The following is a 25,365-nucleotide window of genomic DNA, read 5'->3' on the forward strand; positions in this document are numbered from 1 at the left end:
CATGGGGGCACTCGGCATGAGCGCGAGGAGGTGGCTCGGCGCGGCACTGGTGGCCGCGGTGGGCCTCCTCGCGCCCCCGGTCCGGGCGGAGGAAGCGGCCCGGGTGACGTGCTCGGCGACACGGGTGGGGCGGCGGGTGGTGGTGCGGCCCGAGGCCTTCGCCCTGGTGGCGCCGGAGCTGGAGCGGTTGATGCGGCTGGGGCTGGCGGGGCGGCTGGAGGTGGAGCTGACGCTGCTGCGCCGCCGGACGCTGTGGTTCTCCGAGCAGGTGGACGCCACGCGGCTGACCCAGGTGCTGGCCTGGTCGTCCAAGGAGGGCGGCTGGGTGCTGGACGGCAGGCCGCTGACGGAGAAACCCGAGCCGCTGGAGTTGGAGCGGGTGGCGTGGGTGCTGGAGGAGGAGCCGGAGGCGGAGAGGACGTTCGTGGTGGAGGTGGGGGTGCGGCTGCAGGTGGTGACGGCGGCGAGCCTGGGGAAGGTGGCGCGGTGGCTCACGCAGGGGGAGAAGACGGAGGCGGAGCGCTCGTCGCTGACCCGAGGCCTGCTGCTCACCGTGGCGGAGGACCTGACGCGCGGGGCGGAGGGACGCTGCACCGTCCAACCGCTGTAGCGGATCCGAGCCAGGGGCCTCGTTCCTCGGACGACCGGGCGAGCGTGCCTCGGCCAGGTGTCCGGCGTCCGGGTGTCTGACACCTCGTACGGGAGTACGATCCGGACGCGGGTTGGCGTCACGGAACGCCGGGCCCCGCCGGAAGTGATGCATGCACGATGAACGAAAGGCGGACAGCGGCGCCTCGTCCGACGTGGAGCGGGACCTGGAGCAACGGTTGCGGCTGGTGACCCCGCGACACACGACTCGCGGCATCCTGTTCAAGGCCACCTTGAAGGCCGTGCGGGAGCTCGGGGGCACCGAGGACGTGGTGCGGCAGTGCCTGGAAGCGACCGGGGAGAAGGAGTTCCTGGACTTCTTCAACTACCCCACCAGTGCGCTCCTCCGGTTGCTCACCGCCGCGGGGCGGGGGCTGAGCTCCAGGTATGGGAGCGTCGAGGAATCCCTGCGACAGCTCGGCTGGAAGTCCGGGGAGAGCTACATGGCCTCCGTGGTGGGTCGGTCGGCACAACTGATGAACGGCACGGACCCGAAGCAGTGGGTGGGCACCCTGCAGACGCTCTACAAGGTCGTGATGCCCTACGGGGAGCCGACGGTGCACTGGAGGGGGCCGAAGCGGAGCATCCTCGCCATCCAATGCACCTTCACCCCGCTCCCGTACCACGAGGGGGGCGCACTCGCGATCGCCGGACGGCTCGGGGTGGAGAACGTGCGGGCGCGCGCGCGGCCCACGGGAGAGCTCAGCATCGACCTGGACCTGTCCTGGGATTGAAAGACCCGGGCGGTCCCCGCCACCTCTCCGCTTGACTTCTCCGGTCACCTCGCCAATACCACCTTTCCGGTAACCCTCGCGGGGTGGGCTGCCCGTGCGGGGGAAGGAGAGGATCCATGGGCAAGCGGAGCAAGCGGCGGCAGACGGGAGGCGGAGGGCTCGTCACGGAGCGTCTGCGCGCGGCGCGGGTCTCGGTCGATGCGCTCCTCGAAGAAGGCCGTACGGCGGAGGCCCGTGCCGTGCTCACCCGGCTCGGTTCGCGATTTCCGGACGACCCACGGGTCCTGGAGGCACTCGTCGACCTGACCTACGAGGTCGGCGATACGCAGGGCTATCAATGCGCCGTGGAGAGGCTGCTCCCACTCCGTCCCGATGACCCCGATCTCGCGCTGGCCCTGGCGGCGGCGGCACTGGTCAACCTCTACCCGGTCACCGCCATCCAGGCCTTCCGTCGGTTCCTGGCGCGATGGCCCTCGCACCCGAACGCCGCCGAGGCCCGGCAGACGCTGGAGCAGCTGGAGAAGGCACTGCCGGAGGTGCGCTCCGGGCTCGGGCTCGCGGAGGAGGGAGAGAAAGGCGAGCGGATTGCCCTGGAGCACGAACGCATCCAGCACCTGCTCGCCTCGGGGCGGGCGCATGAGGCGCGAGAGGCCGCGGAGGCCCTGCACGTGACCTGGCCGCGGATGCCCGCGATCCTCAACAACCTCGGGATGGCGGCCTGGACGGAGGGGGACTCCGCCAGGGCGGAGGCCGCCTTCTGGCAAGTGCTCGAATCCCATCCGGACAACGTCCATGCCCTCGCCAATCTGACGCGCGTGTTCCTGCTCTCCGGCCGCACGGAAGAGGCCCACGCGGTCGCCAAACGGCTCGAGGCCTCCACCGCCCCGGCGGATGAACGCTGGCTGAAGATCGTCGAGGCGCTCACCTACCTGGGCGATGACGTGGGGGTGCTCGAGACCTTGGAGAAGATGGAGCGGGGGCAGCGGCCCCAGCTGCCCTCGTCGGAAGCCCAGCTGCGGCACATGGCGGCTGTCGCGGCGCTACGCCTGGGTGACTCCGACCGGGCCTCGCGTTTGTGGGTGGAGGCATTGGAGCTGGCACCCGACCTGGAACCCGCCCTCCGCAACCTCGAGGCGCTCGACCTGCCCGTGGCCCTGCGTCCCGCACCGTGGGCCTTCGAGCTGTCCAGCTGGCTGCCACCGGTCCGGATCAACGCGCTGGGCACGCGTCTGGCGGAAGCGAGTGAGAACGACAAGGAGAAGCGGCGTCTGGGAGCCCTCCTGATGGAGGAATTTCCCGAGCTGCGGCCTCTCGTTCCCCTGCTGTTGGACCGCGGGAGCCCGGAGGGGGTTCGATTGATCCTCGGCTTGTGCGACCTGATGGAGGAGGTCCCCTTCGTCGAGGAGCTGAAGCGCTTCGCCCTCGGCGAGCGGGGCGCGCTGGGAGATCGCTTCCGTGCGGCGCGCGTCGCCCTGCTCGCGGGCGCGGCCCGTGAGGACGAGATGCTGCTCTGGACGGGCAAACGCCGGCAGCCCTACCGCTGGCTCGACATCGAGGTCTCCACCACGGCCCTGAGGCAGAAACACACCCCCAAGGTGGAGCGGCTGCTGGAGCGCTCCGTCGAGCTGCTCCAACTGCGGCACGGAAGGAAGGCGGAGCAGCTCCTCCGGGAGGCGCTCGCCCTCGAACCGGACTCGCCCGATCTGATGAACAACCTGGCCGTTGCCCGTCAGGTGCAGGGACACACCGAGGAGGCGGAGCGCATGATCGAGGAGGTTCATCAGCGCTGGCCTGACTATTTCTTCGGCCGCTGCGCGGTGGCCCGCCTTCGTATCCAGACGGGACGCCTGGAGGAGGCCCGCCAGTTGCTCGAGCCCCTCCTGTCCCAGCGCATCCTGCATGTATCGGAGGTGTCCGCGCTCTGCGCGGCCCATATGGAGCTGCTGCTCGCCGAGAAAGACGAAGAAGGCGCCTGGGTCTGGCTCCACATCCTGGAGACCTCCCATCCGGGAGATCCCCAGGTGGAGCTCTACCGCGACAGACTCGAGCTCATGGGAGGCCGGCTACCCGAATCGTGGATGCCGTGAGGCACTCAGAGCCAGCTCGGCCCGGCCCGGCCGAGGCCCTTCAGCGCCCGCTCCGCCGCCTTCACCCCGAACCAGTTGGCCTCCTCGAAGAGGGCCATGCCGCCCAGGTCCGAGTGGGCGAAGTGCAGCGCGTCTCCCAAGCTCTCCTGGGCCGCGAGGCGCTCCGGGCCCCACATGAAACCCGGCGAGGGCCGCACCATGGCGTGCCCCCAGCGCATCACCTCCAGGCGCCGGGCCTGCTCGGCGATACCCGGGTGCGCGGCCATGAGGTCCGCCATCACCAGTCCCTCCCACTCGGCATGGCCCGCGGAGAGCACCTTCTGGCGCTCGGCCTTCACGTCCAGCCCGGCCATGGGCAGGTACCAGGTGAGCACCGTGGGCCCGCTCTCGTCCATGCGCAGCTGCTGGTGCGTGGCCACCACGTAGCCCAGGCTGCGGCTCTCGTAGAAGACGTTGTCCCACGCCAGCGGGAAGCCCCGTGAGAGGGGCGCCTCCGAGAGCGTCAGGTTCGCCACCACCCAGGGCCCGTACTGGAAGGCACCCAACCACCCGGGGCGCTTCTCCCGCCAGGGAGCCACCACGTGCGCCGCCACGAAGCGCGGGCAGGCCAGCACCACCTGCCGGGCCCGGTACGCCCGAGGCTTCCCCGTCCCCGCCTCCACCGCGTCCACCCGGCAGCCGCCCTCCACGGGCTCCACCGTGTGCACCAGCACGTCCCGCTCCACCTGCCCCGGTTGGAGCGAGGACAGCAGTTGCGCCACCAGCCGCCCGTTGCCCTCGGGCCAGCTCAGGAAGCCCTCGCTGCGCTCGCCCTTCCCGTCCTGCCGCGCGGCGAAGTACCAGATGCCCGCCCACGCGGAGACGCCCTCGGCCGTGGTGCCGTAGTCGTCCCGGCACGCGTAGTCCACCAGCCAGCGCAGCCGGGGCGAGCGGAAGCCCTCCGCCTCCATCCACCGCGCCATGCTCACCTTGTCGAGCGCCGTCCACTCGGCGTCGTCGCTGCTGAGCGCGGTGGGCACGGCGAAGGCCTTGCGCCCCTTCGCGTCCCGCGCCGCCCCGAAGGCATTCATCCGCGCCTCGAAGCGCTCCAGCTCCGCCAGGTCCTCCGGGCTCGCGCCCGCGCGCAGGTACAGGCCCTCGTACCACTCGCCCTTGTAGAAGAGGCGCTCCTCGGGCTCGCGGATGAGCAGCTCCTCGGAGAAGGTGGGGGAGCCCTGCGCGTCCACGCCCGTCACCGCGCCCATCTCACGCAGCAGCCGCACCACCGGCCCCGAGTCCACCAGCGGGGCTGGCAGGTAGTGCGCGCCCCAGGGGTACGCGGACACCTCGTTGCGCCCCGAGCGCGACGTGCCGCCCACCTCCGAGTCCAGCTCCACCACCCGCACGTCCTTCACGCCCGCGGCCGCCAGCCGCCACGCCGCGCTCAGGCCCGCCACGCCCGCGCCCACCACCAGCACGTCCACCGCCTGGGCCTCCGTCGCGCGAGGCAGCGGGCCTCCCCGCAGCTTGTGCCCCACGTCCACCGCCCGGTCCACGATGGCCCCGGGCACCGGCTCGCGCGGACGCGTCCTCCGGCAGGCACTGGCCGCCACCGCCGAGCCGAGGAACGCGGCGACGAGTTCCCGCCGCGTCAGTTCCACCGCCGCCACTCCTCCTCGTAGTAGTGGACGAGCACCTGGTTGTTGAGCCGGTTCACCTCCGCCGGCAGCGGCCCCATGTCCATGGGGAACAGGAAGAGCGAGGCGTGCGTGTCCTCGGAGAGGAAGCGCAGCCCGGGTGGCAGCGGGCGGCGCGGCAGCGTGCCCTCATGGGCCACGAGCACGTAGCCCCACTCGCCGAAGGAGGGCACCAGCGCGTGGTACGGCTGCGTCCAGAAGCCCGCGGCCGCGAGCGTGGTGTTCACGCACCAGAAGGAGCGCCGGGCATAGAGGGGCGAGGTGCTCTGGACGACGGCTACCCCGTCCGGCGAGAGCCGCTTCTTCAGCAGCCTGTAGAAGCCCGTGGTGTACAGCTTGCCCAGCGCGAAGTTGTTGGGGTCCGGGAAGTCCACCACGATGACGTCCCAGGACTCGCCCTCGTCCCCGAGGAACTTCATCGCGTCCGTGTTGATGACGTGCAGCCGAGGGTCCGTCATCGCGTGCGCGTTGAGCTCGGCCAGCTCGCCGTACCGCGTGGCGAGCCCGGTGATGGCGGGGTCCAGGTCCACCAGGGTGAGGTTCTTCACCTCGGGGTACTTGAGGATTTCGCGCGCCGCGAGCCCGTCCCCGCCGCCGAGCACCAGCACCCGCTCCACCCGGCCCGCGCGCACCATGGCCGGGTGCACCAGCGCCTCGTGGTAGCGGTACTCGTCCACGCTGGAGAACTGCAGGTTGCCATTGAGGTACAGCGAGAAGCCCCGCTTGCCGCGCGTCAGGACGATCTTCTGGTAGGGCGAGCTCGTCGCGTGCACCACCTCGTCCGCGTAGAGGTGTTCCTCGGAGAAGTCGGTGAGCCGGTCCCCCAGGACGAAGCCCACCACGAGCAGCAGGCTGAGCAGCACCGCCTTCACCCGCAGCCGCAGCGGGTGGGCCAGCACCGGCGCCAGCAGCCACGTGCTCCACAAACCCACCAGCGCGTTGAGCAGCCCGAAGAGCAGCGAGGTGCGCACCAGGCCCAGCTTCGGCACGAAGAGCAGCGGGAAGGAGATGCTCGCGGCGAGCGCGCCCAGGTAGTCGAACGTCAGCACCTGGCTGACCAGGTCCTTGAACCGCACCTGGTCCTTGAGGATGCGCAGCAGCAGGGGAATCTCCAGCCCCACCAACGTGCCGATGGCCAGCACGCTCCCGTACAGCGCCACCCGGAAGACGTCCGTGAGGGCGAAGGTGAGGAAGAGCAGCGGCGCGCACAGGCCGCCCACCAGCGCCACCCCCAGCTCCACCTCCACGAAGCGCTGGGGCAGGCCGCGGTCGATGAAGCGCGACAGCCAGCTGCCAATCCCCATGGCGAAGAGGTAGCCGCCAATCACCGTGGAGAACTGGGTGATGGAGTCGCCCAGGAGGTAGCTGGCGAGCGTGCCGACGATGAGCTCGTAGATGAGCCCACATGTCGCGATGACGAGGACGGTGACGAAGAGGAGCGTCTTGTTCAAGCGGGGACTGCCTGCCGCGGGACGTCAGCCCGAGATGGCCGCGGCCACGATGATGGCTAGGCCGATGATGAAGGAACCCATGACGATGCCGAGCGCCGTGTTCTGGTCGACCTCGATCTCCTTGTGCACGTCGAAGGGCATGATGAGCCGGAAGATGAACAGGCCCGCCACGAACACGGCCAGCCCCACCAACGAATACACGAGGCTCGCCACCAGGTTGTCCAGGCTCACCACCACTGCCAGCACGCCGAGCGACATCACTTCCCTCCCATGAAACCGCCAGTCCAGTAACGCCCTCCGCTGCCGCGCGTGACCGCCTGGCCACGCTCGGCGCGGGTGAAGGGCTCCCAGCCGGAGAACGCCACCAGGGCGTAGAGGACGACGATGATTGCACCGAAATACTTCATGGACTGCCTCCCTCAATCATCCGAGCCGGACCCCAGGTTGCTCTCCGCCCAGCGCGCGGACTCGAAGCTGGAGGAGCGGAAGAACGCGAACAGGGGCCCGATGAGCAGCAACACCAGGGAGACGCAGAACCAGGAGGCACGCGGGGCGTCACTGACGAGCGTCACCCGGTAGCTCTGCCCCCGCGCCGCGCCCTCGAAGAACGCCGTGGTGCGCAGCGTGTAGCGCCCCGGCTTCACCGCGGACAGGTACTCGTCCTCCTCCTTGCTGCCATCCGACCACGTGCCGTCCGAGTCCGTCCCGTAGTAGTAGCCCACCTCGTCGTAGAAGGAGATGACCTCGCCGCTCTCCTCGTTCACCAGGTCGCCCTGGACGCCGAGCCAGTTGTTGCCCACCGGTGAGAACAGCTCGGCGCGCATGTTGCCCCGCTTGTGGATTTCGAAGGGCTTGCTGAAGTGCACGGCCGAGGGTGTGCCGGATTGTGCGTCCGGATCCAACCTCACCTCCTGCACCAGCACCGTCTCCCGGGCGGCCAGCACATTGACCAGGAGGAAGATGGCGAGCAGCGCCACGCCCCAGATGCTCGTCCACTTCCACACGGGAGCGCTCGAGTGCGGGTTGGGCTGGCTGGGGGCGATGCCGTGGGGCACCGGCAGGGACTCCTTCAGCTGGAAGGCGTCCCGCACCGTCTCGGGAGGCAGGTACTCGCCGCGCGTGTACGACACCTCGTTCTCGGTGCGGTCCACGTTCACCGAATACGGCGGCGCCACGTACTCCTCGGCCTTCGCGGCCTCGCCCGCCTGGACCTCCCAGTAGAACTCGCCCAGCACGGTCTCGGTGACGGCCGTCACGGCCTGGAAGGCCCGGTAGCGCCGGCCCTCCAGGTGCGCGGCGGTGCCCTCGGCCACCGCCACGTCGCCCGCGTCCAGCGGCTCGAGGAACACCCAGTGTCCGTTGGAATTCATCAACCAGGTGAAGCCGCGCCCCCGGTTGAAGAGGAGGTACTCCTCCCACGGGTAGCGCACGCCCTCCACCGTGCACGAGCGCACCAGGAAGCCGATGCACACCCACTCGGCGCCCTTCAGCTTGCCCCGGGCACCCAGGGGAATCAGCGGCGCGTGGTCCGGCTTCTCCAACAGTTGGAGGAAGGCCAGCCGGCCCTGGCTCGCGTCCAGCAGCGCGCCACAGTAGGGGCAGGCCACGCGCTTCGTCCGGTCCGGAGCGCGCAGCTCCAGCGAGCCGTTGCAGTTGGTGCAGCGCGCCTGCTGCAGCGCCACCTTCTTCACCCTGGGCCGGAGCTGATCCGGCGGGATGCCCAGCTCCTCCAGCTTCAGCTTCCTGCCGATGAAGACCTGGGGGTCGCTCGCCCCGGTGCCGAAGTCCAACGTGACGAAGACGCCGCTGCCCCCCGTGGCGTCCACGTAGTGGCTGTCCGCGCTCGGGTCCACGTCGCTGGGGAGCTGCCCCGCGGCGGCCACCACGCGGCCGTGCCCCCGCTCCTCCACCACGAGCCGCTTGCCTCGCAGGCTGAAGCGGTGGCCGGGCGAGAAGTCCTCCAGCGACAGGCCCGCCTCGGTGCCCATGTCCGTCAGGAGGTGGAAGGCGCCCTCGGACTCGGAGAGCCAGCCAGTGCGCCCGTCGTCGAACTCCACGTACCACTCGTCCCAGGGGCCCGCGCCGTGGTCCTTCTGGAGGTGGCCCACCAGCCGGTAGCCGTCACGGCCGATGCGGCCCTCCACGTTGAGCTGCAGGGGCGAGTCGGTGTCGACGATGGCGCCAATCTTCCCGTGCGCCTCGAGCCGCAGGCCCTTCTTCGCCACCACCGTCTGGCAGTGGCCGCACACCACCACCAGCGCGGTGCCAGCGGTGAACTCGATGGGAGCCCCACAGGAGGGACAGTTGCCCTGCGTCACGCCTCCACCCCCCGAGGCAGCTCACGGACGCGGCAGGAGGCCGCGCCCAGGTGCCGCGCCAGCAGCGCCTCGAAGTCCGGGCGCGAGCGGGGGCGGCAGCAGTAGACGTTGAGCGCGGCGAAACCGTGCTCCGGAAAGGTGTGGACGGCCAGGTGGCTCTCCGCGAGCAGCGCGAGCCCGGTGACACCGCCCGGCTCGGGGAAGACGTGCCACTGCGGCTGGCCCACCACCTTCAGCTCCAGCAGCACGATGAGCTCCTCGAAAAGGGCCGCGAGCGCACGCGCATCCTTCAGGCGCTCCGCCAGGCACCCGCTCGCATCCACCAGCCACTCCTGTCCGGTCGTCAGCGTCCTTCCTCCGCGTGGAACACCCACCTTCTACCACGGCCTCTCCTCCGGGTGGCCACCCTGGGGAAAGGAAGGGCCCGGCCCTGATACGATCCGGGCCGTATGCCTCGGAAGGACCTCGTTCCCGTCGCCCCCCCTCCCCCACCCGAGGGGGAGAACTCCGCTCCCAACACCCTCCGGACGCCCGAGACGGGCGCGGTGGCCAGACTGCTGCGCTCGCTGCGCGGACTGCCCGAGGCCCGGCGCGAGTACGGCCCGGGCAGCATGGGACTGGCCGGCTGGTTCAAGGCGGAGACGGCGCCGCCCACGGACGTGACGGCCCGCTTCCGCGAGGTGTACCAGCGCGTGCGCGAGGACGAGCCGGTGCTGCCGGACGAGGCGAAGCGCCACCTGTACCTGCTGGTGAAGGGGATGCTGGGGGACGAGGTACCGAGCTACCTGGAGGACAACCAGCGGCGCCTGGAGAAGCGGGGCCTGGAGACGCGCGAGGTGGCGGTGGACACCGAGGGGCGGCTCACGGCCAACGTGGAGGTGGTGCGCGACGCGCTGCTGGACGCCATCCACTTCGGCCGCACGGTGGTGCTGGTGGGACACAGCAAGGGGGGAGTGGAGGCGATGAGCACGCTGTCGCTCCATCCGGAGCTGCGCCGGCACGTCCGGGCGATGGTGGCGCTGCAGGCGCCCTTTGGAGGCTCGGTCATCGCCAACGACCTGGTGGCGACGCCGTCGCTGCGGCGGCTGCTGGACGTGGCGTTTCCCTCGCTCTTCCAGGGGGACGCGGCCTCGGTGGAGGACCTGTCGTACGCGAAGCGGATGGAGTTCGTGCGGCGCCACCCCTACCCGGCGGACGTGCCCACGGTGGCGCTGGCGACGTCGAGGCTGTCGCGGCGCTCGTTGATGAGGCCGCTGTGCGCCTACGTGAACGAGCGCTACGGCTGGGCGTGCGACGGGCTGGTGAACGCGGTGGACGCGGAGGTGCCGGGCTCGCGCGTGGTGCGGCTGGACGACATGGACCACGCCGAGGCCGCCCTCACGGGCCTGCCCGGCTTCTCCAACTACTACCCGGGCGACATCACCGAGACGATGGTGGCCCTCGCGCTGGAGTCGCCGTCACGAGGGCTACAGCAGGGGTGAGGGCAGGGAGCGCTTCTCGTGAGGGAGACGGATTTCGTTCTCCAGTTGGAGTCCGTCCGTCCAGTTCCCAGCGTCGGCGTTCAACACCAACTGTCCCGCGATTCTTTGCAGGGTGATGTGCTCTCCGTTGAAGAGAAGGACTCCGTCCCGACCTTGTTCCAGCAGGAGCATCGTCGCGCGCAACATGAGTCGATAGCCTTCCTCATACGCGCCTTCGCTGGTGGAGAGACGGAATCCCACGGACAGATCGGGACTGAAATGGAACCCTTCCTGGATGATCGACTTCCCATCCAGAGAAGGCCTGATTGCGCTGACCCATAGAGAAGGCCCGATCAGGTGTTTGTCATCACCCCACTTCAAGCCGAACCGATCCGCCAGGAGATTCAGGGCCTGTTCGGGGCTCAAGTCGGTTGAGATTTCCAAGCTGTTGTCCAGCCCCATGCATTCCCTGTTTCGTCATGGAAAGAGTGGAACGACCCTGCCCGCCTTGATGCCAAGGACTTTTTCCAGTCCTGGGATTGACCAATCCGCAGGTACACATCCTGACGCCAGGACTCGAACATCAACCAACGAGAAGCACCAGCACCACGGCCGTCCAGGTCAGCCTCACGAAAGCTTCTCCTGGTCCCGACCGACGCAACTCGAAGAGACCCCACCGACCCGCTCGTCGCCGTCAACGAGCGGGTCGGAGTCCAACCTCACGCCACGGCCGTGCGGGTCGCGGCGACCGCTGGAGCGAACCGCGCCATCACATCCCCCACGTACACGTAGGACAGGTACGTGGGCGACGTCTCCGCCTGGCTCTGACGCAGACGCTGGAGCGCCTCGCCCACGGTGAGGTGCGACTCCTTCAGGTCCGACACGAGCTGCTCCACCGCGTGGCGGGCATGCGCGTCCTGCACCGGCCACAACGGCGCGATGAAGCCGGAGAAGCTCCTGCTGACGAAGGCCTCCGCCCAGCCTCCCATCCCGCCGAGCACGTCGTTGGCCGCCCCCACCTCACAGGCGTTGAAGAGCACGAGCGGCCGGAACTTCTGGCCCAGCTTCACCCGGGAGTTGCGCACCTGCAGCGTCTCCAGCTCACCGTCCTCCAGGTAGATGCGGGAGGGCGACGCCCCCTTCCCGCTGTACTTGCCGTGTCCGGCGAAGTGCAGCAGCCCGACGGGCTTCTTGAGGTAGGTGCCCTCCATCAGCTCCATGACGGGCTTGAAGCAACCCGTCACCCGCTGCGCGTCGAACCGCCGGACGAGCTGCCGCGACTCCTCCTGCGCCTCCGGGAGCGGAGCCAACTCCGGATGCCCATCGTAGTCCGGCGCGATGGTGACGATGTCCCCCTTTGGCAGGCGCGCCGTCAGCGACGTCTGGTAGTCCAGCAGCCACCGCGCCACCGGGTGCTCCATGCACAGCAGCCCCGCGTCGGGCACGTCCGCCGAGGGCACCATCAGCTCCCAAGGGATGTGCGGGTCATCGGTGATGAACTGGATGGGGAAGCCCGGCCCGTACGCCTCGCGCAGCGCGCGAAACGTCTGCCGGAAGGCCTGGGGCGTCCGGTCGTAGAGCTGCTCGCCCATGCCCAAGAACCAGGAGAAGTGCTTGCCCGACCGCAGCTCGCGGGCGGTGGTGGCCACGCTCTGGAAGAACTCGGCCGGATCCGAGCCCAGGTCCAGATCACCCGAGAGCCTGGACGGCAGCCCCTCGCACTCCACGCCCACCTGGAGCATCCAGTACAGGCGCCGCGGGTTGCCCCGATCCAGACGGTGGATCTGCACCGTCAGGGTGGGCTTCTGGGCATCGAGCTCCAGGGAGAACGTCCCCCCCTCCTGAGCTCCGGCGGAAGCGGACGCCTCACCCGGCGAGGCCGACACCGGCGTCGCACCCGACGGACCACCACGCGCCGAGGAAGGCTCCGAGGAGGAAGGACCGGGCTCGCCCGTCCCCGCGGACTCGATGGGGATGCGCCGCCGGGCCGCGCCGCAGAAGCGCCCGCCGTACTCGAAGGTGGCCACCACGACGAGCTCCCCCGAGGCGCCCTCACGCACGGTGGCGTTGAACGTAGCGGAGAGGGAGTCCTGGTTGCGCCGCACCCGCACCTCGCCCGTGTCCCCACCAGGCTCGAACTTCAGCTCCGAGCACAGCAGGCGCACCTTGATGGACAGCTCGCTCCAGTTGGAGTCGAGCCCCGAGAGCGTGATGCCGGAGGACTCCGTGTTCACATCCAGTGCATCCCGCAGCAGGTCCACGGTCAGCGAGAGCCGCTGTCCCGGACGCGCGGGCCCCACCGGCTTCACCGAAGGATGACGGGTGATGGTGTGCTCCTCGTCCCGGGCCTGGGGCTCGGGAGTGGACGGAGCCTGGGGCTTCGCTCTCTGTTCGGTGGGCGAGGCGTGCTCCAGGCGAAAATCCGTCCCAGGCTCCGAGCTCGAGAAGCTCCACCCTCCCCCCGCGAGCGGCTGGGTCGGCAACACCTTCACCTCACCGTCATCCCCCGACTGCGCCAGGTCGCCCTCGCGAGGGAAGACGGCGAAGACGTTGGCCACGGGAACGACCTCCGGGCCTCCCTTGACGGAAACGCGGTACACGCCCGGCGGCAGCGGGTGCTGCTCACCCGTGTAGAAGCCATCCGGCCCGCGATTGAGCGGCACCCGGAACATCAGCCGCGGCATCTCCGCGTGGGTGACGTAGGCCATCAGCGGCGAGACGAGCTCCGCCGAGGGACGCACGCGCAGGGTGATGGGCTCGTCGTGCGCGTACGCGTCCTCGATGTGCAGTGAGAGCTGCCTCGGCGCCCGCTCCGGCGTTCCGGGGCGGTACTTGTTGAGATCGATGCGCTGGCCGGTGAGCACTCCCTCCAGGTGGGCGAGCACCTCGGCCGCGTTCTGCAGCGAGGCGTGCGAGGTGGGGCTGTACATGGCACGCTCGTGGTGCCGCTCCTCCACCGGCATGGCGGACACGCGCGGCACGGTGCCATCACCCGCGTTGTCCGTCCCGTCCGGATCGCTGTAGAGCATCTCCAGTCCGGAGGCGGTGAGGCGCGCGCCCTGCAGCGTGGGCTGGAAGATGCCCACCACGGGGTGGAGGGCATACCCGCGCTCGAGGTACTCGGCGCCCCTGGAGTTGGACTCCATCTCGCTCACGATCTCCTGCTGGAAGGCGAGGCCCGCCGCGGCCTTCGTGGGATCGAGGTTGGGGATGCCCCGGGCCTCCCCCGGCCGCACCAGGCTGCCATCCGGCATCTGGATGCAGCGGTAGGTGGGCAGCAGCTGGTACGCCGAGGGCAGCGAGCGCACCATCTCGGACAGGTCGAAGAGCTTCACCGGCCCGAGGCTCTTGCGGAAGCCCAGCGCGAGCGCCTGCAACGCCATGAACGAGCCACGGTGGGGCGTGCCGAAGGTGATGAGTGCGCGGGTGTGCTTCCAGCCGCCGAGGCACTCGAGGAAGTAGCGGGAGACGATGCCTCCCATCGAGTGCCCCACGAGGATGAGGCGCGAATCAGACGAGCCGCCGTGCTTGTTGCGCCAGTCGTGCAGCCAACGCTCGGCCTCGCGGGCGAAGCGCTTCGCGGTGATGCGGATGTCGCGCCGCCAGTCGTAGGCGAACGTGAAGAAGTTCTTGCCGGGCTCGAGACCGAACCGGCTCACCAGCGTCTCCGACACCTTGGTGTAGCCGTCGACCTTCCAGAAGCCGGGCAACAACTGGACGTCGGGAATGGGCTTCGTCGCCCTCACCCCGTCATCGGCGAGCTCGCCGCCGCTGTCGGACTTCAGTGCGAGCGACTCCACGCTGCCACCGCGGCTCACCAGCGCGCGAAAGAACGCTCCACCCGAGAGGCCCCAGATCTCCTTTCCGTCCCGCTCCAGCACGCTGCCGAGAAGACCGGGCAGCAGAACGACGACATCCTTGGTGATGGCGGCCATTGCTTCCTCCAGAAGGAGCACCCCCGGCACTCGTACGCGTGAGGGCCCGAGGAGCTGACGATTCCCAGGATTCTACGGTTCCCTTCCCACCTCCCGTGAGGCGGCGAAGGTACGCGACTGAACGCTCCGGGCAGGCGTGCGAGCTTCTGAACAGCGGTTCAGTCCGAATCATTCCCCGCTCGCTCGGGTTGCGAGCCCTCGCTCGCTCTGTAGGATGCGCGCCCCATGCGCACCCGAATGCTGACAATAGGACTCCTCGTTCTCTCCCTGACCGCCTGCTCGAAGGACAAGGACAAGCAGGCCGAGGGAAAGAGCACCACGGGCACGACGCCCCAAGCGACCCAGACCGCTCCGAACAACACGGGAACCCAGACGGGCACCCAGGCGGCCGAGCAGAAGGCTCCTCACGGCGCCAGCGCCGCGCCGCGGAGCCGGCCTCCCGCGGAGAACCCCGGGCCCTGGCAGAAGAAGGCGCTGGCGGGCCAGGCGCTGTTCGCCACACTCGAGACGAGCGAGGGCGACATCGTGGTGAAGCTCCTCTCGAAGGACGCGCCGCTCACGGTGGCGAACTTCGTGGGGCTGGCGACCGGTGAGCAGACGTGGAGGGACCCGAAGTCGGGCGAGGTGAAGCAGAACACGCCGCTGTACCAGAACGTCATCTTCCACCGGGTCATCCCGGGCTTCATGATTCAAGGTGGAGATCCGCTGGGCCTGGGCTCGGGCACGCCGGGCTACAACTTCGAGGACGAGTTCCAGAGCGGCCGGTCGTTCGACAAGACGGGCCTGCTGGCGATGGCGAACCGGGGTCCGGAGACGAACGGGAGCCAGTTCTTCATCACGGTGTCGACGCCGCAGCACCTGAACAACCGGCACACCATCTTCGGCGAGGTGGTGAAGGGCTACGACGTGGTGGAGAAGATCGCCACGGTGCCGACGGCCCAGGCGAACCGGCCGGTGAAGGACGTGGTGCTCAAGAAGGTGTCGCTCAGCGACGAGCAGCCGAAGTAGTGGAGCCAACGATGCGAAGGGTGAGCACGCGCCTGGGAGAGCTGGACTGCCAGGTGCTCGACGCGATTCCCGAGGGAGCGACTCCGGAGCTGGCGGTGGTGCTGTGCCACGGCTTCGGGGCGCCGGCGACGGATCTGGTGCCGCTGGCGCAGGAGCTGGTGGAGCTGAAGCCGGAGCTGGCGCCGAAGGTGCGGTTCGTGTTTCCGGCGGCGCCGCTGTCGCTCGGGGTGATGGGTATGCCATTCGCCCGGGCGTGGTTCCACCTACCCCAGGAGGTGATGATGGGGCGGGAGCGGGACTGGGATTTGTTCGCGGTCTCGACGCCCGAGGGGCTGGCGCAGGCGCGGCGAGGGCTGATGTCGGCGCTGTCAGCGCTGTCGGCGGCGACGAAGCTGCCCTACGGGCGGATCGTCCTGGGAGGCTTCAGCCAGGGCGGGATGGTGACGACGGACGTGGCGCTGCGGCTGGAGGAGGCACCGGCGGGGTTGTGCATCCTGTCGGGGACGCTGATCTGCCAGGAGGAGTGGAAGCAGCGGGCGGAGAAGCGAAAGGGCCTGCCGGTGATGCAGAGCCACGGGCGCTACGACGACATCCTGGCGTTCCACCAGGCGGAGCGGCTGAACAAGGTGCTGACGGAGGCGGGGCTGTCGGTGGAGTTCCTGCCCTTCAACGGACCGCACACCATCGCGCCGGAAGTGCTGGAGCGGATGGCGGAGTTCCTGCACGAGCGTCTGTGAGCGAAGCAATCCCCTCTCCCTCTGGGAGAGGGCCAGGGTGAGGGTCATCCCCGGTCCCGAGGAGTCGAAGCATGTACCGTGCGAAGGAACTGACGGTGGCGACGTGGGGCCGGGGCTTCCACGACATCACGGACGAGGTGCAGAGGGCGGTGGCGGAGAGTGGAGCGAGGGAAGGCCTGTGCACGGTCTTCCTGCACCACACGAGCGCCTCGCTGCTGCTGTGCGAGAACGCGGACCCGGACGTGCGCAAGGATCTGGAGGCCTTCTTCTCGAGGCTGGTGAAGGACGGGGATCCGCTCTTCCGTCACGACGCGGAGGGCCCGGACGACATGCCGGCGCACATCCGGACGGTGCTGACACAGAACTCGCTCAGTGTGCCCATCCAGGGAGGGCACGCGAGCCTGGGAACATGGCAGGGCATCTACGTCTGGGAGCACCGGACGGCGCCGCACCACCGCCGGGTGACGATCTCGGTGTTGAGCTGAACCCCACCCCAACCCCCCAACAACCCCTCTCCCTCCGGGAGAGGGACGGGGTGAGGGTACCCGTCACCGTTCTCCAACCGGAGCCCTACTCCGCCGGCTCATGGGCCTCGAGCAGCTTGTAGAGCGTCTTCCTGTCCACATCGAGCAGTCGCGCGGCCTCGCTCTTGTTACCCCCCACGTGCTGAAGCACATGGGCCGCATAACGCCGTGACAACTCAGCGAGGCTCGGCATGTCCCCGGCCAGCCCGCTCAACTTCTTCGGGCCATCGCCGATGGGCTCGGGAAAGTCCTGCGGCCCCAACACGCCCGTCACATTCAGCGCGAGCGCCCGGGCCACCACGTTCTCCAACTGCCGCACATTGCCCGGCCAGTCGTACGCGGTGAGCCGGGTCATGACGTCACTCGTCACCACGGGAGCCACGCCCCCGCGTGCATGCAGCGAGGCGAAGTGCTCCACGAGGGCCGGAATATCCTCGCGCCGCTCACGCAGGGGCGGAAGGTGCAGGTGCACCACATCCAACCGGTAGAGCAGATCCTCGCGGAACAATCCCTCGGCCACGCGCTCCTTCAAGTCCTTGTTCGTCGCGGCCACGACGCGGACGTCCACCTTCACCGGGGCGCTCTCGCCCACGCGGCGGATCTCCCCCTCCTGCAGCGCGCGCAGCAACTGCGCCTGCACCTTGGGGCCCACATCGCCAATCTCATCGAGGAACAACGTACCGCCATGGGCCTCCTCGAAGAGACCGCGCCGGGCGCCGGCGGCGCCGGTGAACGAGCCACGGGCATGACCGAACAGCTCGCTCTCCATGAGGGACTCGGCGATGGCGCCACAGTCCACGGGGATGAACGCGCCCTGGGAGCGGGGCGAGCGCCGGTGCAGCGCGCGAGCCACCATCTCCTTGCCGGTGCCCGTCTCGCCGGTGATGAGCACCGGCACCGAGGTGGCCGCCGCGCGGGCCACCTGCTTGTACACCTCGAGCAGGGCCGGGCTGCGCCCCACCATGGCGCCGCGCTCCACCTGCTTGCGCAGCGAGCGGTTCTCCTCCACCAGCCGCTTCTGCTCCAGCGCCCGCCGGGCGACGCGGACAATGGCGTCCACGTCGAAGGGCTTGGACAGATAGTCGAAGGCACCCTGTTGAATGCTGTCCAGCGCGCCCTCGATGTTGCCAAAAGCCGTCACCACGATGACGGGGGTGTCCGGCAGCTGCGCGCGCACCGTGTTCAGCACGGTGAGCCCGTCCCCCGCGTTGGGCATGGCCATGTCGGTGAGGACGAGGTCGAACGGCCCATCCTCGGTGAGGCGAGCGGTGGCCTCCTTGGGGTCCGCGGCCTGGTTCACCTCGCCCAGCATGCCGAGCAGACGCTTCAACAAATCCCGCGCGTGGGGATCATCATCGACGACGAGGATGCGGGCAGGGCTCATGTACCGACTCCGCGAACAGGGGGCGCGACCTCGGCCGCGAGGGGAAAGCGGACCATGACGCGTGTACCCGAGCCCGGCTCCGAACGCACCAACAGCGTGCCCTCATGGGCATCCACCAGCCGCTTGGTGGTGGCCAGACCGAGCCCGTGCCCGGGACGGCCGCGGGCCTCCGGCGCCCGGAAGAAGGGCTGGAAGAGCTTCGCCTGCGTCTCCGCGCTCATGCCGATGCCGTTGTCGACCACCTCCAGCACCGCCTCGCTCCCCTCGCGCGCCACCTTCACACAGACGCGCGCGTCGGGCCGGCCCGCCGTGTACTTCACCGCGTTGGACAGCAGGTTCTGCGCGATGAGTTGCAACAGCTGCGAGGGGCACGACACCTTCACCCCGGACTCCACCTCGCGCTCCAGCGCCACGCCCTGCGCGGCGGCCGTCTGGCTCACCTCCAGGAGCAGCGTGGTGACGGCGGTGTCCAGCTCGCCCACCGTCGGCTCGCCCCGGGTGCCGGCGCGGCAGAAGCGCAGCAGCGCCTCGATGAGCTCGCCCATGCGCACCGCGCTGGACTCGCACAGCGAGATGAGCTCCAGCGCCTGCGGCTCCTTCACCGCCCCCGAGCGGCGCAGCAGCGTCAGGTAGCCCTTGAGCGGCGAGAGCGGCCCCATCAGGTCGTGCGCCACGCGCCGGGTGAAGGCATCCAGCTCCTGGTTGCGCCGGTCCAGCTCCTCCATCTGCTCCTGGATGGTGCGCTCCTGGCGCCTGAGCACCGAGGTGATCTGCCAGCCCACCGCCAGCGACACGAGCACCGCCAGCAGCGTCACCAGCCCCCCGTACGCGAGGTTGCGCACGCGCAGCGAGGCCAGGTGCGCCAGCAGCAGCCGCGCCTCGTCCGCGTTCTCCCGCGCGAGCTGCCCCGCCAGGCCGTCGATCTCCTCGGCCAGCGGGCGCACCTGCTCCACCAGATGGTGCCGGGCCTGCTCGGACTCCTGGCGATGGGAGAAACCCGCCGCGGCCCGCACCTGCTCGGCCAGCCGCATACAGGCCATGTTGAAGCGCTGCCACACCACGAGCGTGTCGTCTCGGGGCAGGTTGCGCGTGTAGTCCTTGGTGGCCTCGCGGATGTCCTCGAGGATGTCCTCCATCACCTCGTCCGCGTCCTTGCGCTGCTGGTCATCCGTGGCGCGGATGTGGGCCTCGATGGCGGACTCCAACGACAGGGCGTCCACCCGGATGCGGCCGATGAGCCCGGCCCGATCCATCGCCTCCTGGACGCGCTCGGCCACCTGGTGGCTGGTGCGCACCTCCGTCCACAGCGTGAAGGCGGCCACTCCCGACAGCAGCATCACCGCGAACAGGAAGCCGACGCGGTAGCCACGAATGGAGGTGCGGGTACTCACGGGGTGGCGTCAGCGGCGGGCGGCTGCGGCGGCGTGGACGGGGCCGGCGCGCCCTGCTGCGGCTGGCTGCGCCGCTTCGCCCGCGAGAGCGCCGCCTGGTACCACACGTCCTCCAGCTCCTCCTGGAGCGCCGTCAGCTCGCGCTGCCGCGTCACCAGCTGCGCGTTGTGCTCCGCCAGCGAGTGCCGCTCCGCCGTCGCTCGGCCCAGCTCCTCCTCCAACAGGCGGTTGAGCTGCGCGGACTCGGCCCGCTCCTGCGTGGCCACCTCCAGTGCGCTCTCCGCCTGGGCGAGCCGCATCGCCAGCTCCTCCACGCGCGCTCGCTCCTCCTGATACCGCACCTGCCATCGCTCCACCTCCACCGACACCAACGCCTGGGAGCGTACCTGAGGGGTCGCGCATCCTACCCACAACCCACCCATCCACACCGCGATGAAGAGGTACCGCATACCTTCGCTCCCGTCCTCCGAACGCACGCCATGCACGTCCGGGCCAGACCGGGCTCTACCGTCACCGGCTGACATGGGAGCATCCTCAAGACGCGGCGTGTCGTCAAAGACCGCCGCAGGTTTCTGGGGAGGGTGCCCCCAGGCCGGGCAGGCGCCATGGGGAGAATCTCCGCAACCCGATGATTGCTTCCCTCTGAACGAACGGTGGCACGGCGAGTGCTCCGTGTCGGGAACGCAACGCCGCAATGACGCGACGTTTCGTTGCTGCTCGGAGAATTCCACCATGAAGAACCTCTTCGCCGCCATCGTCCTGTCCGCCTCCGTCACCGCGTTTGCCTCCGAGCCCGCCAAGGCCGAGGCCGCCCCGGCCGCCGCTCCCGCCGCTGCCCCTGCCCCCGCCGCTGCCCCTGCCCCTACCGCCGAGCTGAAGGCCGAGGCGAAGCCGGAGGCCAAGGCCGAGGCGAAGCCGGAGCCCAAGAAGGCCGAGAAGAAGGCCTCCAAGAAGGCCGAGAAGAAGGCCGAGACCGCCGCCGAGACCAAGTAGTCCTTCCGCTTCGTCTCGAAGCTTCGATGAGGGCGCTTCCCGCGAGGGTGGCGCCCTCGTCGTTTCAGGGGCCCGGTGTGCCGTCGGGGCCAGGCCGTCCCCAGGGCGAGCGGGCGAGCACGAGGGGCCACTCCCGATGTCCCCGGGCTCAAGGAGCGCGGGGCGCCCGCGGCAGGGGCAGCTCCACGGTGAAGGTGGCACCCTGGCCCGGAGTGCTCTGGGCGGAGATCGTCCCTCCCATGGCCTGGACGATCTGGTGCGTCACGTAGAGCCCCAGCCCCAGTCCGCCATAGTGCCGCTCCGACACGCCCCGCTCGAACTTGCGGAAGATGAGGGGCAGCGTGTGCGGCTCGATGCCGATGCCCTGGTCCCGCACCACCAGGAGCGCCCGCGCCCCGGCGGCCTCGACGCGGATGGACACGGGGTGGCCCGCTCCATACTTGATGGCGTTGGAGAGCAGCTTGGAGACCACCTGCTCGAGCCGCGGTCGATCCCACTGGCCCATCACCGGCCCGTCCACCTCCAATGAGAGGGAGCATCCAACGCGCTCCGCCTGTGGCTGGAAGCGCGCGACCACCTCGCGCACCAGCGCGGCCAGGTCCACCTCCTCGCCTTCGAGGCGCAGCTGGCCCGAGCTGATGCGCGTCACGTCCAGCAGGTCGTTCACCAACTCCGACAGCTTCCTCACCTGACGGAGGCTCACCTCCAGGTGCCCGAGCATGCGCTGGAAGATGGGGGAGTCGCGCTGCGCCTCGACCTCGCGCACGAGCATTTGCAGCTTGAGCGCCAGGGGCGTGAGGGGCGTCTTCAGCTCGTGGCTGGCGACGGAGAGGAACTCATCGCGCAGCCGCACCGCGCGCTGCGCATCCCGGTAGAGCCGTGCGTTGTCCAGCGAGAGCGCGGCGCGCCGGGCGAGCTCCTCCGCGGCCGAGAGCTCCTCCGCGCCGTAGTGCCGCCCGGAGCGCGAGGTGGAGATGAAGGAGATGACCCCCAGGGTACGCCCGTGGGCCACCAGGGGGACGGCGATCAGGGAGACGGGACGGACGACGGCCATCAACCGGGCGTGCTCCTCATCGTGCGCATGCCAGGGCAAGCTCTCGGGAGGCATCTCCGGCAGCAGCACCGGCCGACCCTCGAGCAGCGCCTTCGTCGGAGGATGATGGGAATTGCCGTCCAGCCGGGCCGGGAAGCCGCGGACCCGCTCGACCAGGGGCTCATCCGAGGCATCCGCCACCACCACCTCCACCCGGCGCACCGAGCCGTCCTCGAGCAGGTCCACCAGGCACCAGTCGGCCAGCCTGGGGACGGCGAGCCGCGCCAGCGTGGAGAGCGTCGTCGCGTAGTCCAGCGAGGAGGCCAGTGTCGCGCCCGTCTCCACCAGGAAGCGCAGCAGCTCCTCGCGCCGGCGCCGCTCGGTGATGTCGATGACCGAGCCGATGTAGCCGAGGAACTCCCCGCCCGGCCCGAAGCGGGGAGCCGCCGCGTCGATGGCCCAGCGGTACTCGCCGTCCGCGCGACGCAGCCGGTAGTCCAGCCGGAAGGACGCGCGCCGCACATTGGCTTCGAGGAAGATGGCCTGGGCCAGCCTGGCGTCCTCGGGATGGACGGCGCTCAGCCACCCGAAGCCCAGCCCCATCTCCTCCGTCTGGCCGGTGAAGTCGTACCATTGCCGGTTGAGGTAGGTGCACCTGCCCTGCGTATCCGTCACCCACATCATCACCGGCGCGTGGTCCGCCATGTTGCGGAAGCGCGCCTCGCTCTCCTGGAGGGCCCGCTCGGCCGCCTTGCGCTCACCGATGTCCATGAGCGTCACCAGCACCCGGTCCACCCTTCCCGTCACCGCGTCCCAGGCGAAGCTGAAGAGCACCTCGAGGCGCTGACCGTCCAGCGTCTGCACGACCGACTCCGTCTGGAAGAAGGGACGTCCCTCGAGCAGCGCGGCCAGCTCCTCGATGAACACCGCCAGGCTCTCCGGCAGGATGACGTGGTGCAGCGAGCTCAACAGCTCCTCCTGCTTGGAGGCGCGAAACATCCGCAGCGAGGCATCGTTGACGCTCACCACGCGGACCAGCTCCAACATGCGGAGGGCGAAGCCCGGATGCGCGGCGCAGTGGGCGCGCACGTCCCGGATGCCCTGGCCCCGCAGCTCCTCCATCACCCGCGAGAAGTCCTCCTCCCAGATGGAGACCCCCACCGCCTGGACGATGTAGCGCGCGTGCGCCTCGCGCTCCTCGAGCTCGGCGATGCGGCGCAGCAACTGGGTCCGCTCATCTCCGGATCCAGTGCCGCGCCCCTCCTGGGAGCTCTTCCTGGGTGCCTTGGGCATGGGTTTCCGGGTGGCTCCCCCGCCACGTTGCCTCGGGAGGCAAGGGGGGTCAGCCTAGACGCAACCCACGGAGGGGTTCCAGGAATTCACCCGGGCGTGTCAGCGCCGAACACCCGGCTCGCTGGAAGAAAGATCCACCCCAGGTGTGTGGGAGCAAGTACCCGAGGAGCCATCACGAGAAGTCGGAGGACCCAGTAGACTGACACCACCTCCTCAGGTGCCCCCCCATGAAGATCGAGCCGGGCAACAAGCCCCGAGTGCCCACCCCCGCGCCCAAGCCCGCCACCCCCGCGACCCCAGCCGAGGCCCGGAAGCCTCTGCCCGTCCAGGATGGCTTCGATGACGGCTCGGCCCGTTCCGGTCCCCCGGCGCCTTCACGCCCCTCTGCCAGCGGCGTGGCGGCGGTGGGCGCGCGAGCCCCCCACGACATGGGCCCTCCCCTCCCCCTCCCCCCGGCCGCGCTCGACAGGCTGGGTGAGGCGGACAAGGCGCGGCTCCACGAGCTGGCCCGAGGCAGCCTGGGCACCGACGCCCGGACGAACCTCGGCCGGGTGGTGGACGCGTCTGGCTTCCAGCACCTGGACGCCGAGCAGCAGGCCCAGGCGCTGCGCACCTTCCTGAGCGCCCCCCCCTCCTCCCCCACCTCCACCGGCCACCTCACCTCGCTGCTCAGCGGCGCCGGCTTCCAGTCGCTCTCCCCCGCCAACAAGGCCCAGGCCCTGGACGTCTTCCGCCAGACCTCCGTCGACGGGCGCAAGCACCTGGTGGACCTGAGCCACCGCACCGTCAACGGCCGCACCGCCCTGCTGGACACCGACGAGGACGGCCACACGCTCCTGTCCAGCCTGCATGGGCTGGCCACCGGGCAGTTGGAGCCCTCTCTGGCCGCCCACGGCATCCAGCGCGAGGACCTGCTCTGCTCCGTCATGCGGGAGGCCGCCAGCCCGGGGCAGCTCGCCGCGCACGACGCGCTCTGCCAGCGCAACCCGGCCGAGTACGTCCGCATCCTGCGGGGCCTCACCTCCCCGTCCGGGCAGGTGCGGCTGCGCGATGGAGACACCCTGCGCCGCCTGCCCGACAGCATCCCCGTCCATACCGCCACCCAGCGCAGCTCCTCCGAGCGCCTCTTCGCGGCGGCGACGAGGCACCACGCCACCGACCCCAGCACGGGCATGGACAAGAGCCTGTTCCCCTAGCAGGAGCAGCGCGTCATCCCGCCCCTGAGCATCGAGGACTTCAAACGTCATGTCCGTCGGTGCTATCTCCCGAATTGAGTAGACGCGGAGGCCGACACACGTGCTGATCGATATTCCGGGAGGCCGTTTCCGCATGGGCCTCGAGCCGGAGCAGGAGTCCTCGCTCCGCTCGCTCGGAGGGAGGCGCAGCGCCTTCCCCTTCCACCTGGAGAAGCCCGCCCACGAGGTGACGGTCCACCCGTTCCGCATCGCCCGCGCCCCCGTGACGAACGCGGAGTTCGCCGCCTTCGTCGAGGCCGGCGGGTACCAGCAGGACACGTACTGGAGGACCCTGCTGGAGGAGAAGGATCTGGACGGTGTCGGCGTGCGCCAGGGCTTCGTGGACCAGACGGGCCGGCCCGGGCCGCTCACTTGGCGGGACGGGAAGCTCCCCGCGGGCAAGGAGCTGCACCCGGTGCACGGCGTGAGCTGGTACGAGGCCCACGCGTACTGCGCCTTCAAGAGCCTGCGGCTGCCCACCGAGGCGGAGTGGGAGCTCGCCGCGCGAGGCCTCGACGGACGGCTCTACCCGTGGGGCAACGAGTTCGACCCGACCCGGTGCGCCCACGGTGGCCGCCCGCGCCCGGACACCGTGCCGGTGGAGGACCTGGCCGAGGGCCGCAGTCCCTTCGGCGTGCTGCACATGTCCGGCAACGTGGCCGAGTGGGTGGAGGATCGCTTCCAGCCCTACCCGGGCTCGACGGCCCAGGACGTGGGGACACTCGACCGCACGGTGCGCAACGACTTCTACCGGGGCACGCCGGAGACGCTGCGCGCCACCGTGCGCACGCCGCACAGGCCCACGGACCGCTTCCCCGGGCTGGGCTTCCGCTGCGCCAGCGACGTCCAGCTCAAGGGCCTGGAGATCCGCTGACCTCCTCCGCGGGCGGAGACGCGGCCTGCGCGTGCTCGCGCTCCTGGATGCTCAGGAAGTGCGCGACGGCATCGGCCAGGGCCCGGTTGAAGCACTGCTCGAGGATCCGGACATCCTCCACGCGAATCAGCCCGTGCCCCGACTCCTCCACGAGATCGAGGATGCATTCCTGCAGGGACCCGTACTCACGCACGACGGCGGAGAGATCGAAGCCCGTGCGGAAGCGCTGCTCGCCGTGCTCCCATCCCAGGGGTGACACCCGATGCGTCTTGGGCGCCTCGCCTTCCTCCTCCCGGTGGAGGGCGGCGATCACCTCCCTCAGGAAGTCCGGGAAGTGATTCGCCAGCTCCGGCTCGGACAGGGGGCCGGGTGCATGATGCCGCCGGACCTGCTCCAACCAACGCGCGAAGAGCCGCTCCTTGTGGGCCTCCATCAAATCCGCGACGCTGAACATGGGATGCTCTCCTGGGAGTACGTTGGTACTGGCGCGGCCTTCCGCCCCGGCGAGCCGCCTCGGCTGCTCCCCAGACGGCCTGACTCGTTCTGGAGACAACCGCCGGGAGCGCGCCGAGGGGCACTTCGGC

At 69.8% G+C, this 25,365-nt stretch carries 23 protein-coding genes; 10 read left to right on the forward strand and 13 right to left on the reverse strand.

The window, feature by feature from the left end; genetic code table 11:
- The first annotated feature begins 16 nt into the window (after positions 1-16).
- The 3 genes from JRI60_RS42485 (at position 17) to JRI60_RS42495 (ending at position 3,469) form a co-directional block, all read left to right on the forward strand.
- The gene (locus JRI60_RS42485; protein WP_239470054.1) at positions 17-610 is read left to right on the forward strand and encodes a hypothetical protein; all 594 of its coding nucleotides are present in this window, start codon (positions 17-19) and stop codon (positions 608-610) included.
- A gap of 151 nt (positions 611-761) precedes the next feature.
- Positions 762-1,382, forward strand: a complete 621-nt coding sequence (locus JRI60_RS42490; RefSeq protein WP_204221773.1) for a DUF2378 family protein — start codon at positions 762-764, stop codon at positions 1,380-1,382.
- A 116-nt stretch (positions 1,383-1,498) separates the two neighbouring features.
- Positions 1,499-3,469 (forward strand): tetratricopeptide repeat protein, encoded by a 1,971-nt coding sequence (locus tag JRI60_RS42495; RefSeq protein WP_204221774.1) that lies wholly within the window; start codon positions 1,499-1,501, stop codon positions 3,467-3,469.
- 5 nt (positions 3,470-3,474) lie between these two features.
- Here JRI60_RS42495 and JRI60_RS42500 read toward each other — a convergent pair whose 3' ends face one another.
- From JRI60_RS42500 to speD, 6 genes are read right to left on the reverse strand one after another with little or no spacing between them, the layout of a single operon-like run.
- A complete protein-coding gene (locus JRI60_RS42500; protein WP_204221775.1) occupies positions 3,475-5,109 on the reverse strand; it encodes an NAD(P)/FAD-dependent oxidoreductase in 1,635 nt (544 codons plus the stop codon).
- Complete coding sequence (locus JRI60_RS42505; protein WP_204221776.1) at positions 5,100-6,596, reverse strand: polyamine aminopropyltransferase; 1,497 nt, start codon at positions 6,594-6,596, stop codon at positions 5,100-5,102. The genes JRI60_RS42500 and JRI60_RS42505 overlap by 10 nt, the downstream gene beginning before the upstream one ends.
- Before the next feature lie 24 nt (positions 6,597-6,620).
- Positions 6,621-6,854: a DUF350 domain-containing protein gene (locus JRI60_RS42510; RefSeq protein ID WP_204221777.1), complete on the reverse strand. Its 234-nt coding sequence runs from the start codon at positions 6,852-6,854 to the stop codon at positions 6,621-6,623.
- Positions 6,854-7,003, reverse strand: coding sequence for a hypothetical protein (locus JRI60_RS42515; RefSeq protein WP_204221778.1), 150 nt, complete (start codon positions 7,001-7,003; stop codon positions 6,854-6,856). Before JRI60_RS42515 ends, JRI60_RS42510 begins: the two co-directional genes overlap by 1 nt.
- Positions 7,004-7,015: 12 nt before the next feature.
- Positions 7,016-8,914, reverse strand: coding sequence for a DUF4178 domain-containing protein (locus JRI60_RS42520; RefSeq protein ID WP_204221779.1), 1,899 nt, complete (start codon positions 8,912-8,914; stop codon positions 7,016-7,018).
- Positions 8,911-9,288, reverse strand: a complete 378-nt coding sequence (speD, locus tag JRI60_RS42525; RefSeq protein WP_343213362.1) for an adenosylmethionine decarboxylase — start codon at positions 9,286-9,288, stop codon at positions 8,911-8,913. Before speD ends, JRI60_RS42520 begins: the two co-directional genes overlap by 4 nt.
- A 75-nt stretch (positions 9,289-9,363) precedes the next feature.
- Here speD and JRI60_RS42530 point away from each other — a divergent pair, with 75 nt between their 5' ends.
- On the forward strand, positions 9,364-10,395 hold the full coding sequence (locus JRI60_RS42530; RefSeq protein WP_204221780.1) for an alpha/beta hydrolase: 1,032 nt from the start codon (positions 9,364-9,366) through the stop codon (positions 10,393-10,395).
- Here the strand turns inward: JRI60_RS42530 and JRI60_RS42535 are convergent.
- Complete coding sequence (locus JRI60_RS42535; protein WP_204221781.1) at positions 10,381-10,836, reverse strand: SitI3 family protein; 456 nt, start codon at positions 10,834-10,836, stop codon at positions 10,381-10,383. The genes JRI60_RS42530 and JRI60_RS42535 overlap by 15 nt on opposite strands.
- A gap of 257 nt (positions 10,837-11,093) precedes the next feature.
- Positions 11,094-14,309, reverse strand: coding sequence for a lipase/acyltransferase domain-containing protein (locus tag JRI60_RS42540; protein ID WP_204221782.1), 3,216 nt, complete (start codon positions 14,307-14,309; stop codon positions 11,094-11,096).
- A gap of 225 nt (positions 14,310-14,534) precedes the next feature.
- On the opposite strand from JRI60_RS42540, the gene JRI60_RS42545 reads away from it, so the two are divergent.
- The 3 genes from JRI60_RS42545 (at position 14,535) to JRI60_RS42555 (ending at position 16,539) form a co-directional block, all read left to right on the forward strand.
- Positions 14,535-15,317 (forward strand): peptidylprolyl isomerase, encoded by a 783-nt coding sequence (locus JRI60_RS42545; RefSeq protein WP_239470055.1) that lies wholly within the window; start codon positions 14,535-14,537, stop codon positions 15,315-15,317.
- 11 nt (positions 15,318-15,328) lie between these two features.
- Positions 15,329-16,054: an alpha/beta hydrolase gene (locus tag JRI60_RS42550; protein WP_204221783.1), complete on the forward strand. Its 726-nt coding sequence runs from the start codon at positions 15,329-15,331 to the stop codon at positions 16,052-16,054.
- 71 nt (positions 16,055-16,125) lie between these two features.
- Positions 16,126-16,539, forward strand: coding sequence for a secondary thiamine-phosphate synthase enzyme YjbQ (locus JRI60_RS42555; RefSeq protein ID WP_204221784.1), 414 nt, complete (start codon positions 16,126-16,128; stop codon positions 16,537-16,539).
- 85 nt (positions 16,540-16,624) lie between these two features.
- Here JRI60_RS42555 and JRI60_RS42560 read toward each other — a convergent pair whose 3' ends face one another.
- The 3 genes from JRI60_RS42560 to JRI60_RS42570 are packed head-to-tail and all read right to left on the reverse strand — an operon-like array spanning position 16,625 to position 19,802.
- A complete protein-coding gene (locus JRI60_RS42560; protein WP_204221785.1) occupies positions 16,625-17,962 on the reverse strand; it encodes a sigma-54-dependent transcriptional regulator in 1,338 nt (445 codons plus the stop codon).
- Positions 17,959-19,299: a sensor histidine kinase gene (locus JRI60_RS42565; protein WP_430384421.1), complete on the reverse strand. Its 1,341-nt coding sequence runs from the start codon at positions 19,297-19,299 to the stop codon at positions 17,959-17,961. The genes JRI60_RS42560 and JRI60_RS42565 overlap by 4 nt, the downstream gene beginning before the upstream one ends.
- Positions 19,300-19,349: 50 nt before the next feature.
- Complete coding sequence (locus JRI60_RS42570) at positions 19,350-19,802, reverse strand: hypothetical protein (protein WP_204221787.1); 453 nt, start codon at positions 19,800-19,802, stop codon at positions 19,350-19,352.
- Between the two features lie 283 nt (positions 19,803-20,085).
- Here JRI60_RS42570 and JRI60_RS42575 point away from each other — a divergent pair, with 283 nt between their 5' ends.
- Positions 20,086-20,346: a hypothetical protein gene (locus tag JRI60_RS42575; RefSeq protein ID WP_204221788.1), complete on the forward strand. Its 261-nt coding sequence runs from the start codon at positions 20,086-20,088 to the stop codon at positions 20,344-20,346.
- Positions 20,347-20,494: 148 nt separating this feature from the next.
- Here JRI60_RS42575 and JRI60_RS42580 read toward each other — a convergent pair whose 3' ends face one another.
- Complete coding sequence (locus JRI60_RS42580) at positions 20,495-22,672, reverse strand: PAS domain-containing sensor histidine kinase (protein ID WP_204221789.1); 2,178 nt, start codon at positions 22,670-22,672, stop codon at positions 20,495-20,497.
- 227 nt (positions 22,673-22,899) lie between these two features.
- Between JRI60_RS42580 and JRI60_RS42585 the strand changes: the two genes are divergently transcribed.
- Positions 22,900-23,868: a hypothetical protein gene (locus JRI60_RS42585; RefSeq protein ID WP_204221790.1), complete on the forward strand. Its 969-nt coding sequence runs from the start codon at positions 22,900-22,902 to the stop codon at positions 23,866-23,868.
- Positions 23,869-23,968: 100 nt separating this feature from the next.
- Positions 23,969-24,781 (forward strand): formylglycine-generating enzyme family protein, encoded by an 813-nt coding sequence (locus JRI60_RS42590; protein ID WP_239470056.1) that lies wholly within the window; start codon positions 23,969-23,971, stop codon positions 24,779-24,781.
- Here JRI60_RS42590 and JRI60_RS42595 read toward each other — a convergent pair.
- Entirely contained in the window at positions 24,759-25,235 is a 477-nt protein-coding gene (locus JRI60_RS42595; RefSeq protein ID WP_204221791.1) for an RsbRD N-terminal domain-containing protein, read from the reverse strand. The genes JRI60_RS42590 and JRI60_RS42595 overlap by 23 nt on opposite strands.
- Between the last annotated feature and the right edge of the window lie 130 nt (positions 25,236-25,365).

It is taken from the genome of Archangium violaceum, assembly GCF_016887565.1.
GTDB lineage: Bacteria > Myxococcota > Myxococcia > Myxococcales > Myxococcaceae > Archangium > Archangium violaceum_B.

What these genes read in the sequence shown, in the direction of transcription:
- JRI60_RS42485 (WP_239470054.1), top strand. Translation starts at nt 17, where the DNA reads ATGAGCGCGAGGAGGTGGCTCGGCGCGGCACTGGTGGCCGCGGTGGGC.
- JRI60_RS42490 (WP_204221773.1), top strand. Translation starts at nt 762, where the DNA reads ATGCACGATGAACGAAAGGCGGACAGCGGCGCCTCGTCCGACGTGGAG.
- JRI60_RS42495 (WP_204221774.1), top strand. Translation starts at nt 1,499, where the DNA reads ATGGGCAAGCGGAGCAAGCGGCGGCAGACGGGAGGCGGAGGGCTCGTC.
- JRI60_RS42510 (WP_204221777.1), bottom strand. Translation starts at nt 6,854, where the DNA reads ATGTCGCTCGGCGTGCTGGCAGTGGTGGTGAGCCTGGACAACCTGGTG.
- JRI60_RS42515 (WP_204221778.1), bottom strand. Translation starts at nt 7,003, where the DNA reads ATGAAGTATTTCGGTGCAATCATCGTCGTCCTCTACGCCCTGGTGGCG.
- JRI60_RS42530 (WP_204221780.1), top strand. Translation starts at nt 9,364, where the DNA reads ATGCCTCGGAAGGACCTCGTTCCCGTCGCCCCCCCTCCCCCACCCGAG.
- JRI60_RS42535 (WP_204221781.1), bottom strand. Translation starts at nt 10,836, where the DNA reads ATGGGGCTGGACAACAGCTTGGAAATCTCAACCGACTTGAGCCCCGAA.
- JRI60_RS42540 (WP_204221782.1), bottom strand. Translation starts at nt 14,309, where the DNA reads ATGGCCGCCATCACCAAGGATGTCGTCGTTCTGCTGCCCGGTCTTCTC.
- JRI60_RS42545 (WP_239470055.1), top strand. Translation starts at nt 14,535, where the DNA reads ATGCGCACCCGAATGCTGACAATAGGACTCCTCGTTCTCTCCCTGACC.
- JRI60_RS42550 (WP_204221783.1), top strand. Translation starts at nt 15,329, where the DNA reads ATGCGAAGGGTGAGCACGCGCCTGGGAGAGCTGGACTGCCAGGTGCTC.
- JRI60_RS42555 (WP_204221784.1), top strand. Translation starts at nt 16,126, where the DNA reads ATGTACCGTGCGAAGGAACTGACGGTGGCGACGTGGGGCCGGGGCTTC.
- JRI60_RS42560 (WP_204221785.1), bottom strand. Translation starts at nt 17,962, where the DNA reads ATGAGCCCTGCCCGCATCCTCGTCGTCGATGATGATCCCCACGCGCGG.
- JRI60_RS42565 (WP_430384421.1), bottom strand. Translation starts at nt 19,299, where the DNA reads ATGCTGCTGTCGGGAGTGGCCGCCTTCACGCTGTGGACGGAGGTGCGC.
- JRI60_RS42570 (WP_204221787.1), bottom strand. Translation starts at nt 19,802, where the DNA reads ATGCGGTACCTCTTCATCGCGGTGTGGATGGGTGGGTTGTGGGTAGGA.
- JRI60_RS42575 (WP_204221788.1), top strand. Translation starts at nt 20,086, where the DNA reads ATGAAGAACCTCTTCGCCGCCATCGTCCTGTCCGCCTCCGTCACCGCG.
- JRI60_RS42580 (WP_204221789.1), bottom strand. Translation starts at nt 22,672, where the DNA reads ATGCCCAAGGCACCCAGGAAGAGCTCCCAGGAGGGGCGCGGCACTGGA.
- JRI60_RS42585 (WP_204221790.1), top strand. Translation starts at nt 22,900, where the DNA reads ATGAAGATCGAGCCGGGCAACAAGCCCCGAGTGCCCACCCCCGCGCCC.
- JRI60_RS42595 (WP_204221791.1), bottom strand. Translation starts at nt 25,235, where the DNA reads ATGTTCAGCGTCGCGGATTTGATGGAGGCCCACAAGGAGCGGCTCTTC.